At 75.6% G+C, this 12,124-nt stretch carries 9 protein-coding genes and 1 pseudogene; 7 read left to right on the top strand and 3 right to left on the bottom strand.

The genetic code is table 11. From position 1 onward, the window contains the following. The first annotated feature begins 44 nt into the window (after positions 1-44). The 4 genes from I4I81_RS02255 to I4I81_RS02240 all read left to right on the top strand — a co-directional run bounded on the left by I4I81_RS02255 (position 45) and on the right by I4I81_RS02240 (position 4,790). On the top strand, positions 45-404 hold the full coding sequence (locus tag I4I81_RS02255; protein ID WP_218603921.1) for an ArsR/SmtB family transcription factor: 360 nt from the start codon (positions 45-47) through the stop codon (positions 402-404). Further along, positions 397-2,535 carry a heavy metal translocating P-type ATPase gene (locus I4I81_RS02250; RefSeq protein ID WP_226363698.1) on the top strand — a complete coding sequence of 713 codons (2,139 nt, stop codon included), beginning with the start codon at positions 397-399 and terminating at the stop codon, positions 2,533-2,535. Before I4I81_RS02255 ends, I4I81_RS02250 begins: the two co-directional genes overlap by 8 nt. 79 nt (positions 2,536-2,614) lie before the next feature. Next, entirely contained in the window at positions 2,615-2,989 is a 375-nt protein-coding gene (locus I4I81_RS02245) for a hypothetical protein (protein ID WP_218615767.1), read from the top strand. Between the two features lie 463 nt (positions 2,990-3,452). Further along, positions 3,453-4,790 (top strand): PP2C family protein-serine/threonine phosphatase, encoded by a 1,338-nt coding sequence (locus tag I4I81_RS02240; RefSeq protein ID WP_218604096.1) that lies wholly within the window; start codon positions 3,453-3,455, stop codon positions 4,788-4,790. Positions 4,791-4,800: 10 nt separating this feature from the next. On the opposite strand, the gene I4I81_RS02235 is transcribed toward I4I81_RS02240, so the two are convergent. Beyond that, positions 4,801-5,334, bottom strand: coding sequence for a hypothetical protein (locus I4I81_RS02235; RefSeq protein ID WP_218604095.1), 534 nt, complete (start codon positions 5,332-5,334; stop codon positions 4,801-4,803). 273 nt (positions 5,335-5,607) lie between these two features. Between I4I81_RS02235 and I4I81_RS02230 the strand changes: the two genes are divergently transcribed. Continuing rightward, positions 5,608-6,777 (top strand): acyltransferase family protein, encoded by a 1,170-nt coding sequence (locus I4I81_RS02230; protein WP_218604094.1) that lies wholly within the window; start codon positions 5,608-5,610, stop codon positions 6,775-6,777. A 58-nt stretch (positions 6,778-6,835) separates the two neighbouring features. On the opposite strand, the gene I4I81_RS02225 is transcribed toward I4I81_RS02230, so the two are convergent. After that, on the bottom strand, positions 6,836-7,705 hold the full coding sequence (locus I4I81_RS02225; protein ID WP_225924462.1) for an EamA family transporter: 870 nt from the start codon (positions 7,703-7,705) through the stop codon (positions 6,836-6,838). On the opposite strand from I4I81_RS02225, the pseudogene I4I81_RS02220 reads away from it, so the two are divergent. Next, positions 7,665-8,543, top strand: a pseudogene (locus I4I81_RS02220) (LysR family transcriptional regulator); the annotation flags it as partial. The gene I4I81_RS02225 and the pseudogene I4I81_RS02220 sit on opposite strands and share 41 nt — an antisense overlap. A gap of 531 nt (positions 8,544-9,074) precedes the next feature. Here I4I81_RS02220 and I4I81_RS02215 read toward each other — a convergent pair. Then, positions 9,075-10,835: a hypothetical protein gene (locus I4I81_RS02215; protein ID WP_218604099.1), complete on the bottom strand. Its 1,761-nt coding sequence runs from the start codon at positions 10,833-10,835 to the stop codon at positions 9,075-9,077. Between the two features lie 111 nt (positions 10,836-10,946). On the opposite strand from I4I81_RS02215, the gene I4I81_RS02210 reads away from it, so the two are divergent. Further along, entirely contained in the window at positions 10,947-12,119 is a 1,173-nt protein-coding gene (locus tag I4I81_RS02210) for an acyl-CoA dehydrogenase family protein (protein WP_218604097.1), read from the top strand. Positions 12,120-12,124: the final 5 nt, after the last annotated feature.

Genomic DNA, 12,124 nt, shown 5'->3' with positions numbered 1-12,124 from the left:
CCGCGCGTCCACCCGATCGAATCAACATACGTTAGATTGTCGATGTGACCCGCGACGAGTGCGAGCTGCTGTGTCTGGACCTCCCCCACGCCGAGGAGGTCCGGTCCCGGATGCCGGAGGAGCCGACGGCCGCGGCCGCGCGCGCACGGGCCCTGGGTGATCCGACGCGGCTGCGGGTCGCCTCGGCGCTGGCTCTGGGGTCGGAGCTGTGCGTCTGCGATCTCGCGTGGGTGTGCGGGCTCGCGCAGAACCTCGTCTCGCACCACGTACGGCTGCTGCGCACGGCCGGGCTCGCCGTGTCCCGGCGCGACGGGAAGCTCGTGATGTACCGGCTGACCCCGCTCGGCGGGGCACTGCTCACCGCCGTCCTCGGCACCGACCTGGAGGTGGGTACCGGTGGGTGACGTCTGCTGCGGCGGGGAGCCGACCCCGCCGGCCCGAGGCCGCCCCGACGAGCCGCAGGAGGCGTTCTGGCGGCTACGGGCCGTGCGGGCCGCGGCCGTCTCCGGCATGCTGCTGGCGGCCGGGCTCGTCGCCGCGCGGTGGGGATCCGACGCCGTCTCGCTCGTGCTGCTCGGCGGCGCGCTGCTCGTCGGCGGCGCCACCTTCGTCCCCCAGTCGCTGCGCGCACTGCTGACCGGGCGCCTCGGCGTCGGAACGCTGATGACGATCGCCGCGATCGGCGCGGTGGTGCTCGGCGAGGTCGGCGAAGCCGCCGGGCTGGCGTTCCTGTTCTCGATCTCCGAGGCGCTGGAGTCCTACTCGCTGGACCGCAGCCGGCGCAGCCTGCGCGCGCTGCTCTCGCTCGTCCCCGAGCGCGCCACCGTTCTCCGCGGCGACATCGGGACCGACGTCTCCCCAGCCGACCTCGAGCTCGGCGACGTGCTGGTGGTCCGGCCCGGTGAACGCGTCGCCACCGACGGCACGGTGCGCAGCGGCCGCAGCGCGCTGGACGTCTCCGCGATCACCGGCGAGTCGGTGCCCGTCGAGGCCGGGCCCGGCGCCGCGGTCTTCGCCGGGTCGATCAACGGCAACGGCGCACTCGAGGTCGAGGTCACCGCTCGGGCCGAGTCCAACTCACTGGCCCGGATCGTGCACATCGTCGAGGAGGCGCAGGAGCGCAAGGGGTCGAGCCAGCGGCTCGCCGAACGCATCGCGCGCCCGCTCGTCCCGGGCGTGATGGTCCTGGCCGCCGCGATCGCCGTGGTCGGGAGCCTGCTCGGCGACCCCGCGGTCTGGACCGAGCGCGCACTGGTCGTGCTCGTCGCCGCGGCGCCGTGCGCGTTCGCGATCTCGGTGCCGGTCACGGTGTTCGCCGCCATCGGCGCCGCCGGCCGCTCCGGGGTGCTGATCAAGGGCGGCGCCGCGCTGGAGGCCCTCGGCCGGATCCGCGCGGTGGCGCTGGACAAGACCGGGACCCTGACCCGCAACCACCCCGCCGTCATCGACGTCGTCGCCATCGACGGTGTCGCACGCGCACGCGTGCTGGAGGTGGCCGCGGCGCTGGAGTCGCGCAGCGAGCACCCGCTCGCGGCCGCGATCCTGGCCGCCACCCCCGGGTACGGCACCCCCGGGTACGGCACCCCCGGGCACGGCACCCCCGGGCACGGCACCCCCGGGCACGGCACCCCCGGGCAGGACACCCCCGGGCAGGACACCGCCGACGGCGTCGAGGCCGTCCCCGGCGCCGGCCTCACCGGCACCGTCGACGGCCGGCCCGCCCGGCTCGGCCGCCCCGGCTTCCTCGACGCGGGCCCGCTCGCCGCGCGGGTCGCCGAACTGCAGGGCGCGGGCGCCACCGTCGTGCTCGTCGAGCACGACGGCGCACTGCTCGGCGCCGTCGCCGTCCGTGACGAGCTGCGCCCCGAGGCCCCCGCCGTCGTCGCCGCACTGCGCGGTGCGGGCCTGCGGGTCGCGATGCTCACCGGCGACAACCGGCGCACCGCCGACGCGCTCGCGCACGACGCCGGGATCACCGACGTGCACGCCGACCTGCGCCCCGAGGACAAGGCGCGGATCGTCACGGAGCTGCGCGGACCCGTCGCGATGGTCGGGGACGGCATCAACGACGCCCCCGCGCTCGCCACCGCCGACAGCGGCATCGCCATGGGCGCGATGGGCACCGACGTCGCGATCGAGGCCGCCGACGTCGCACTGATGGGCGAGGACCTGCGGCACCTGCCCGCCGCGCTGGCCCACGCCCGCCGGGCCCGCCGCATCATGGTGCAGAACCTGGCGATGTCGGGCGTCATCCTGCTCACCCTCGTGCCGCTGGCCGCGTCCGGCGTGCTCGGGCTCGCCGCCGTCGTCGCCGCGCACGAGCTGGCCGAGGTCCTCGTCATCGCCAACGGCGTGCGCGCCGGGCGGCGCACGCACCTCACCCTGCCCGCCGCTGCGGCCGCGGCGCCCACCGACACCCCCGCCGACGGGGGCTGCACCGACGGGTGTTGCCCGCCGCCGGAGGCCGGAGCCCGTGCGCGCCTCCAGGCACCGGATCCGGTCCGGGCCGGCGACCGTGTCCCCGGTCGGCGGTGACCGGACCCACCGCACGCCACCGGCTACCCTCGGGGCGCCGGAGAAACCCCCCGGACGGTCCCCGGAGGAGATCCCGATCATGCCCGCTGTCCCCCGTGGTGGTTCCACCGTCGTCGCGGCCACCTGGGCCGTCGCCGGGGTCGTCCACCTCGCGATCGGGCTCCGCACCGACGGCGCGATCGCCGTGCTCGCGTTCGCCCTGGCCGCGGTGGCTCTCGTCGGGGCCGTCGCACTGGTCGCGGACCCCCGCCCCGAACTGCTGGTCGTGGCCGCCGTGGCCGGGGTCGTCGGAGTGGGGTGGTTCGCGCTGCCGCTGATCCTGCCGCTGCTGGGGATCGGCAGCCCGGCCGCCGATCCGCTCGACGCGTGGCGGATCGGCGGCTTCGTGGTCGACGCGCTGACCGTCCGGCTCGCGGCGTTCACCCTGCGGCGTGCCGGACGGGCCCGGGCCTGACCCGGCACCGACCCGCCCTCCCGTTCGCCCACGCCGCCCCGATGATCGCCACGGTGACGCCGACGGAGGTCGCACCACCCGTCGCCGGTCATACCGGGAAGCTGCCTTCCCCACCCCGACCGGCGCGTCGCCGCGCAGGGGTGATGCGTGCGTGCCGCGGCGCCGGGTCCCGTGGTCGCGGTTCGCGTGTGTACCGGATGTCCTGCATCGCCACGTCCCCGCAGGCCCAGCGGTGCCGGCTCCACCCGTTCGACACCCCGGCGATCCGCACCCACACCTCACCACGTCGCACCCCGGTCCGGTCAGCTGTGTGTGCCGGCGACCGGCGGGGCCACGGGCGCGTACCGTTCCGGGGGTCGTCCGTGACCCCACCCACGTTCACCCAGGGGGTGCCACCGTGCCGGCGAGCAGTGTTCGACAGCCCCACCACCGACCTGCCCCCGAGAACCCACCGGGAGCCGGGGTGCACTCCGCCGACCGCGTCGCCGCGGTCCGCACGAGCGGGCTCCTCGAGACCGGGCCGGAGGAGGCGTTCAACCGGCTCACCCGGCTGGCCGCCATCGTCCTCGGTACGCCGATGGTCGCCCTCACCGTCGTCGACGACGTGCGGTCGGTCCTCAAGGGCGCACCGGACCCGTCGCTGCTCGGCGGGACCTACGAGTCACCGATCGAGGACGCCGCCTGCCGGTTCGTGATCGACACCGGTGCGGAGGTCTGCACACCCGACGTCAGCCTGGACCCGCGCCTGCGCGACCTCCGGCAGATCCACGACTTCGGGGCCGCGTCCTGGGTCGGGGTGCCCGTGCTCGACCCGGCCGGCCGCGTACTGGGCAACCTGTGCGCGATGGACGGCGTCGTCCGGCACTGGACCGAGCTGCACCTGGAGACGCTCCGGACGCTGGCCCTCGCAGCGGGCGGCGAGATCGCGCTGCGCCTCGCCCTGCAGGAGGCGGACCACCACGCCGCGCTGGCCGACCTCCACGCGGAACAGGCCGACCGGCACGCCACCGAGGCCGCGGAGCTCGCCGCGACCCTGCAGCAGAGCCTCCTGCCCGCCCATCCGCCCCGCATGGACGGGGTCGTGGTCGGCGCCCGGTTCCGGCCCGGCGGCACCGGCGTCGAGGTGATGGGCGACTTCTACGACGTCGTCCCGGTCGACGGGGGCTTCGGCGTCGTGATCGGCGACGTCTGCGGCAAGGGCGCGCCCGCCGCCCGGACCACGGCGATGGCCCGGTCCGCCCTGCGGACCGTCGCGCACACCGAGTCCGACCCGGTCCGCGTGCTGCACACCCTCAACGAGGTCCTGCACGTCTGGTTCGACGGCCGCGCGAGCTTCGTCACCGCCCTCTACGCGACCTTCACCCGGCCGGCGGGGACGCCACCCGGTTCGTGGCTGGTGGCGATGGCCTGCGCCGGCCACCCGCCCGCGTTCGTGCGCCGCGCCGACGGATCCGTGGAGCCGCTCGCCGGCGGCGGTCGGGTGCTGGGCATCCTCCGGGAGTCGGTCGTCGCGCGACAGACCGCGCTCCTCGCGGCGGGCGACGCACTGGTCCTGCACACCGACGGCGTCACCGAGGCCCGCAGCGCCGTCGGCGCCGAGCAGTTCGACGAGACCGGCGTGGCCGCGGCCCTCGCCCGGTGCGCCCCCGGCGCCGGCGCCGACGCCCTGGCCGGGGCCCTCGTCGACGCCGCGAACCGGTACTCCGGGGACCGGCCCACCGACGACATCGGCGTGGTCGTCGTCCTCGCCGACCCGCGGGCCACCGCCCGGGACCGCCCGCGACGGTCGGACCCGGGGTAGGCCGCGGCCGTCACCGCACGAGACGCAGGTGCGGGCGACCGGGCGGGGGTGAGCCGACGGGATGGGCGGCTCCGAGGGTGCGCCCCAGCGCGAGCCCGACCACGAAGTCCGCGACGGTCTGCGCGTCCGGGAGCAGGTCGGGATGCAGGAAGCACCGCGACGGACGGGCGGGGTCGCCGTCGAGCTCGACGCACCAGCCCTCCTGCTCGTCCCACAGCGCGCTCACGGGCGACGGGCGGGCCGGGTGCACCGCCCCGCCGAGGGACTGCCGCTCCGGGTTCGACCGGGCGGCGCGGTGCCACGCGGCGAGGCGCACGGCGGTGCAGTCGAGGACGACGGTGCCGGCCAGCCGGTGGGTGGCGTCGGTGCGCTGCGGGGCCCCGGCGAGAACCCCGTGCTCACGCAGCGCATCCACGACCCTGCCCAGGTAGGCGTCGAGCCGACCGCCGACGGCGGTGGGGTGCCGCGCTGCGGACTCCCCGGCGAGGTCGCCGCCGGGGGCCGGTCCGTCGAGGGCCCCGGCGTCGATGCGCGTGATCGTCACGACCCCGCCCGCCCCTGCACGGCCGGTGTCGGGGCGGATGGTCCGTGGCCGGTGCGCATGCGGGTGCCGCCGCTCCCGCCGGTCCGACGGGTCCCGCGCGACCGGCGTGTGTGGATCGGTGACCGCCGGGGACCGGGGCGGAGGATGGACCCATCATGCGCCTCCCGGGCGCGCCTGCACCGGCATCCGGGTGCCCGGGTCCGTCGATGGGTTGATCCCCGGGGGGCCGGACGTCGGACGACGGGGGGCCGGGCGCTGCCTAGCGTCGCTGTCATGACCACCGCCACGACGTCCGGACCCGTCCGCCGGCACGGCCTGGACGCCCTGCGGGCCGCCGCCCTCGGCCTGGGGATCGTCCTGCACTCCCTGATCCCGTTCGCCCCCGGTGCGCTCTGGCTCGTCACCGACTCGCAGACGTCGGAGGCCGTCGGCGCCCCCCTCGTCCTCATCCACCTGTTCCGGATGGTCCTGTTCATGATGCTCGCCGGCTACTTCGGCCGGATGGTGCTGCACCGCCGCGGCGCGGGCGCCTACCTGCGGGACCGGACCCTGCGGATCCTTATGCCACTGGTGGCGTTCTGGCCGGTCGCGGTGCTCTCGCTGGGGATCCTCGCCGGGGTGAACGTCGAGCTGCGCGGCGTCGAGGCCCCGGCGATGGTGACGACGGACGTGTCGTCCCCGCTGCTCGCGTTCACCCCGGGACAGCTCTGGTTCCTCCTGGTGCTGATGGAGTGCGTGCTGATCACCGTCGCGGTCCGGGCGGTGGCCCGGCGCGTGGTGGGGCCGGACCGGGTCTCGCGGCTGTCCGGGCGGGCCGGTGCGCTGCTCGCGTCGCCGTTCGGCGTCGTGCTCGCGGCGGCGCCGTACCTGGCCGGTCTGCTGGTCCAGGGCCACACGGCGGGCGGGATCGTCGAGCCGTTCACGGTCCTGCCGGAGGTCGCCCCGCTCGTCACCTACCTGGGCGCGTTCCTCGTCGGCTGGTTCCTGCACGGCCACACGGCGGCGCTGCCCCGCCTCGGCGCGACCTGGCCGGCGCACCTGGTCGCCGCGGTGGCGCTCAGCGCGGCCGTCCTGCTGGGGTCGGCCGCGCTGCCGCTGTGGGCCGCGGCGGTCCTGACCGCCGTGGCCGGCTGGACGTGGACCTACGGTCTGGTCGGCCTGTGCAGCCGCCACCTCACCCGCGAGCGGCCCGCCGTGCGGTACCTGGCCGACGCCTCGTACTGGATGTACCTGCTGCACCTGCCCCTGCTGGTCGGCATCGAGATCGTGCTCGCCGACCTGACCTGGCCCATCCCGGTCAAGCTCGCGGTCACCTGGGTCGGGTCCGGCGTCGTGCTGCTGCTCAGCTACGACCTGCTGGTGCGCGACACCTGGCTCGGCCGGTGGCTGAACGGCCGCAGGCACCCGCGGGCGCTGCGGCGTCAGGCCGTGCCGGCCGGCTGAGCGTCCCGAGCAGGCGTCCCGAACGGGGCGTCCCGAACGGGGCGTCACCGAACGGGCGTCACCGCGCCGGAGCCCCGTCCACGACGAGCGGGCGGGCGCCGGCCCGCGCGGCACCGATACCTGCGGCGACGACGAACCCGATCCCGACGACGGCACCCCAGCCCGGCACCTGGTGCAGCGCGACCAGCCCGATCAGCAGCGCGATCGCCGGTTCGAGCGCCATCAGCGTGCCGAACGCCGCGGTGGTGAGCCGGCGCAGCGCCAGCATCTCCAGGCTGAACGGCACCACCGGGAGCAGCACGGCGAGCCCGAGCCCGACCAGCAGCAGGCCCGGGTCCAGCGCGGCGAGCACCGCGGGCCCGTCGGTGACCGCGACGACCGCGGTGGCCGTCAGGCCCGCGACCGGCATCGAGACCGCGAGGCCGCGCAACCCGGTCGCCTCGTCCCCGACCTTCTGGGTCAGCACGATGTACCCCGCCCAGCAGACCGCCGCGGCCAGCGCGAACCCGACGCCCGCGGGATCCGTCCCGCCGTGCCACGGCTCGGTGAGCAGCAGCACGCCGGCCGCCGCGATCAGTGCCCAGCGGCGCGCACGGCCGCGGCCCCGCGCGACCGCGACTCCGAGCGGCCCGAGGAACTCCAGAGCGCTCGCGGTGCCGAGCGGGATCCGGGCGACGGCGGCCATGAACAGCAGCGTGACGCCCGCGGTCACCATCCCGAGCAGGACACAGTTCAGCAGCCCGCGGCGGGTGAACCCGCGCAGCGACGGCCGGACGAGCACCGCCAGCAGGACACCGGCCCACGCCAGGCGCAACCAGGCCGTGCCGGTGGTGCCGAGCCGGTCGATCAGCCCGACGGACACGGCGAGGCCCAGCTGGACGCAGACCATGGAGACGACCGCGAGGGACGCACCGGTCCGGGTGCTCATGGGGACCATGAGAGGCCATCGGGACCGTTCATGTCCACGTGACTTTCCTGCACATACCGTTCACGATTCGCGGATGGAGACCCGACGGCTGGAGATGCTGGTCGCACTGGCCCGGCTCGGATCGATGCGCGGGGTGGCCGACGAGCTGGGCGTCACGACGTCGACGGTGTCGCAGCAGGTCGCCGCGCTCGCCCGCGAGACCGGCACGACGCTGCTCGAACCCGACGGGCGCCGCGTCCGGCTCACACCGGCCGGGCGGCGGCTCGCCGACCACGGCCTGACGATCCTCGCCGCGGTCGACGCCGCCCGGGCCGACCTGGACCCGTCGGGCGAGCCGTCGGGCACCGTGCGGGTCGCCGGCTTCGCGACGGCGATCCGCCGCTCGCTGCTGCCGCTGCTCGCGTCGCTGCGCGACACGCGGGTCCGGATGCTGATCGCCGAGCACGAACCCGCCGAGGCGCTGGTCCTGCTCGCCGGGGGCGCGGTCGACCTCGCGCTCGTCTACGACTACGCGCTCGCCCCGCGGACGTTCGACCCCAGGTTCGAGGTCACCCCGCTCTGGACCGCGCGCTGGGGCCTCGCGGTCCCCGCCGGCCACGCCGCGGAGGACCTGCCCGCCGTCGCGACCGTCGATCGCTTCCGCGACCACGACTGGATCGTCAACTCCCGCAACGACGCCGACGAGCGGGCGGTCGCCGCGCTGGCCGCGCACGCGGGGTTCACACCGCGGATCGTGCACCGCGCCGACGGGCTCGACCTGGTCCAGGACCTCGTCGCCGCGGGTCTCGGGGTGGGCCTGCTCGCCGAGAGCGTCCCGGTGCAGCCGGGCGTGCGGTTGCTCCCCCTGCGCCGGCCGGACGTGCTGCTGCGTGCGTTCGCGGTCGTCGGACGGGGGCGGGCGGTCTGGCCCCCGCTCGCGCTGGTCGCGGGCCGGCTCACGCTCTGGCGCTTCGCTGTCCGGCCGCGCTGTCACAACCGCCGCCCGCGCGGCGTCCTCCTCCACGAGACCGCGCCGAACACCCGAACCGAGGAGACCGACATACCCGACGTCATCTCCCCGAGTACGAGATCGCCCTCGGGTACGAGATCGCCCTCGAGTACGTCGACCTGGACGGCGACGGACGCCTGGGGACCCTGCTGGAGGCTGAGCGGCCGCGAGATCACCCCCGTCACGCTCTCCGACCAGCAGTGCACGGCGGACGCACCCCGCGCGCGGGGTCCCGGAGGCCAACGCCCGGATGCTGCTCGGGATGTTCCTCGCGAGCCGCCGGGGCGCCCTCGCCGCCGTCGACCCGACGCCGGGGACGCTCCTGGGCCGCCCCGGCGAGCACGTTCGGCGAGGCGCTGGCCGCGTCGATCGGGGGCCGGCTCAGCCGGGGAGGCGGTCCAGACCCCGCCACACGGCGACGTCCCCGACGTACTCCGGCTCCGCCCCCACCAGCGCGGTGGTCTGCAGCACCAGCGCATCGACGTTGCGGGACGGGCCGAGCACGGCCGAGCACGCCCCCCAGCGCGCGACGTCGGTACGGAAGCGCTCCCGCACCGCGGGGGTGACCTCGCGGACGACGCCGTCGACGTGCACGTCGTGCAGCAGTCGCCCGGTGTGCGTCGGCTGCCCGCCGACGTAGGCGCGCCCGTCCGCCGCCGGACCGATGAAGTAGCCGCCCGGGATGGCGAAGGAGAGCCCCGCGGCCTGCTGCCAGGCCATCGCGTCGGTGTCGGGGGCGGTGGGGAAGGGCAGGAGCAGCACGCTGCCGCCGGGGCAGTCCAGCGCCGGGTCGCCGGAGGTCAGGAACGCGGGCGCCACCGGGGCGTCCTGCGCGGGGAGCGGCCCGGGAACCAGCGGCAGGAGCGCGACCCCCACCGCGAACGCCGTCGCGGCGCGCACCGCGGCCACCTCGCCGCGCACCCGGTCCAGGGCGATCGCGAGCGCGGTCCCCGCGAGCACCGCGGTGAACAGCGGCAGCCGGGTGGCGATGACGTGCTCGAACCCGGGTGCCCCGGCGAGCAGCGCCCACGGCAGCGGGACGCCCGTGCGCACGCCGTCGACGACCAGTTCCGGTCCCAGCGCCAGCACCGCCGTCACCACCGCGACCGGCGCGACGGTGCGCACGCGGGCGTCGCGGCGGTGCAGGACCAGAGCGACGAGCAGCACGAGCAGCAGCGGGATCCCGAGCAGCGCGGTGTGCTCCTCGATCCCGCCCGCGAACGCGGTCGAGCGGGTGGCGGCGGCGTCGGTGGTGAGGACCTGCAGCGGGGTGCCGACGACGAGGCCGGCGAGGTCGGTCGAGTAGTACGCCGTGGCGAACGGGCTGCCCTCCTGCTGCAGCGGCCCGAACAGCTGGAACGCCAGCCCCGGGCCGCCCACCAGTGCGAACACGCCGAGCGCGAGCAGCGCCCGCCCGGTGACCCGGCCCGCACGGGCCCACGCCTCCCGCGGACGGGAGACCACCAGCACCACCAGGAGCACCGCGACGACGACGCCGGAGAGGAACAGGATCTCCTCCCCCACGTACACCTGCAGCCCGGCGGTCAGGCCGAGCAGCACCGCGGTGGACCGGGCGGGCCGCTCGTCGGTGAGCAGCCGCGCCGAGAGCAGCAGCAGGACGGGCACCGCCGGATTCAGTACCAGGTTCGGGTGCCCGCCCGCCGCCTGCGCCACCATCGCCGGGGAGAACCCGGCGAGCAGCCCGCCGACGGCCGCCGGACCGGTCCCGACGCCCAGCGGCTGCGCCCGCAGGCACCAGAACGTGGCCGCCGCCGTCGCGGCGAGACCGAGGGTCGTCAGCACCGTGACCGAGCCCAGGCCCCCGAACGCCACGGTGACCGGCGCCAGCAGCAGCCCGGGCAGCACCATCCCGTTGTTCCACATCAGGTTGATGCCGTCGGGGTGGTGCAGCGCGTCGGAGTACAGCGGCAGGCGGCCCTGGGCGAGTGCCCGTGGGGTCCAGGTGAGCAGCCAGCCGAACAGCACGGAGTCGGGTTCGTTGACCGAGGTCACCCGCCCGCCGAGCGGCGTCCACCATCGCCCGGTGACGACCAGTGCCAGCACGAGGTAGCCGAGCGGGACGCCGGCACCCGCGACGGTGCGCGACCGCGGCCGATGCCGGGACACCCGCGCGGTGAGCACGCCGGTGATCGTTCCACAGAGAGCACGTGCCCCCGCCTGCGCGACCCCCCGCACAAGTCCTACTCTCAGGTAACCGGGCACCCGCCCGTCTCGAAGGGAAGGCAGAACCCGATGCGATTGCAGCTGTCCCCGGAGGACGAGAGCTTCCGGGAGGAGATGCGGACGTTCTTCACGACCGCCATCCCGAAGTCGATGCGCGACACCGTCGCGGCCCGCGGGGAGCTCTCCCGCGAGGAGTGGATCGAGAGCCACCGCATCCTGCACGCCGCGGGCCTCGCCGTGCCGGACTGGCCGGTGGAGTGGGGCGGGCGGGACTGGAGCCCCCTGCAGCGCCACATCTGGCGCTCGGAGCTGCAGCTCGCGGGCGTCCCCGAGCCGCTGGCGTTCAACGCCAGCATGATCGGCCCGGTCATCGCGGCGTTCGGCACGCAGGAGCAGAAGGAGCGGTTCCTGCCCGCCACCGCCAACCTCGACATCTGGTGGTGCCAGGGCTTCTCCGAGCCCGACGCGGGCTCCGACCTCGCGAGCCTGCGCACCACCGCCGTCCGCGACGGCGACGAGTGGGTCGTCAACGGCCAGAAGACCTGGACCACGCTGGGCCAGCACGCCGACTGGATCTTCTGCCTGGTGCGGACCGACCCGTCGGTGAAGAAGCAGCGCGGCATCTCGATGATCGTCTTCCCGATGGACTCCCCCGGCGTGAGCCTGCGCCCGATCGAGCTCGTCGACGGCAGCGTCGAGGTCAACGAGGTCTTCTTCTCCGACGTCCGGGTGCCCGCGGAGAACCTGATCGGCGAGGAGAACAAGGGCTGGGACTACGCCAAGTTCCTCCTCGGCAACGAGCGGGTCGGCATCGCCCGCGTCGGCTCCACGAAGCGGCTGCTCGCGAGCGCCCGCCAGTACGCCCGCGAGATCACCGCCGACGGCCGCCCGCTCATCGAGGACGCCCGGATCGCCGCGCGCCTCGCGGAGCTGGAGAACGAGATGGTCGCCCTGGAGCTGACCGCCCTGCGGGTCGTCGCGCACTCGGCGGGCGGGCGTCCGCACCCCGCGTCGTCGGTGCTCAAGCTGCGCGGGTCGCAGCTCGAGCAGGACGCCACCGCGCTGGTCATGGACATCGCCGGGCCGCTGTCGATCGCGGCGGAACCCGACGCGGAGTCCGACGTCCCCGAGTGGGCCCGCATCTCCGCCCCGGGCTACCTCAACGACCGCAAGGTCTCCATCTACGGAGGCTCGAACGAAGTGCAGCGGACCATCATCGCCGGCACGATCCTGGGGCTCTGACCATC

Origin of the sequence: Pseudonocardia abyssalis (genome assembly GCF_019263705.2) — a bacterium.
Taxonomy (GTDB): Bacteria; Actinomycetota; Actinomycetes; order Mycobacteriales; family Pseudonocardiaceae; genus Pseudonocardia; species Pseudonocardia abyssalis.
The sequence above is the reverse complement of the archived record's forward strand: the minus strand, read 5'-3'. Positions and strand labels throughout refer to the sequence as shown.

Excerpts from the sequence above, each read along its gene's own strand:
- I4I81_RS02230 (WP_218604094.1), top strand. The coding sequence starts at position 5,608 with ATGACCACCGCCACGACGTCCGGACCCGTCCGCCGGCACGGCCTGGAC.
- I4I81_RS02225 (WP_225924462.1), bottom strand. The coding sequence starts at position 7,705 with ATGAGCACCCGGACCGGTGCGTCCCTCGCGGTCGTCTCCATGGTCTGC.
- I4I81_RS02245 (WP_218615767.1), top strand. The coding sequence starts at position 2,615 with ATGCCCGCTGTCCCCCGTGGTGGTTCCACCGTCGTCGCGGCCACCTGG.
- I4I81_RS02210 (WP_218604097.1), top strand. The coding sequence starts at position 10,947 with ATGCGATTGCAGCTGTCCCCGGAGGACGAGAGCTTCCGGGAGGAGATG.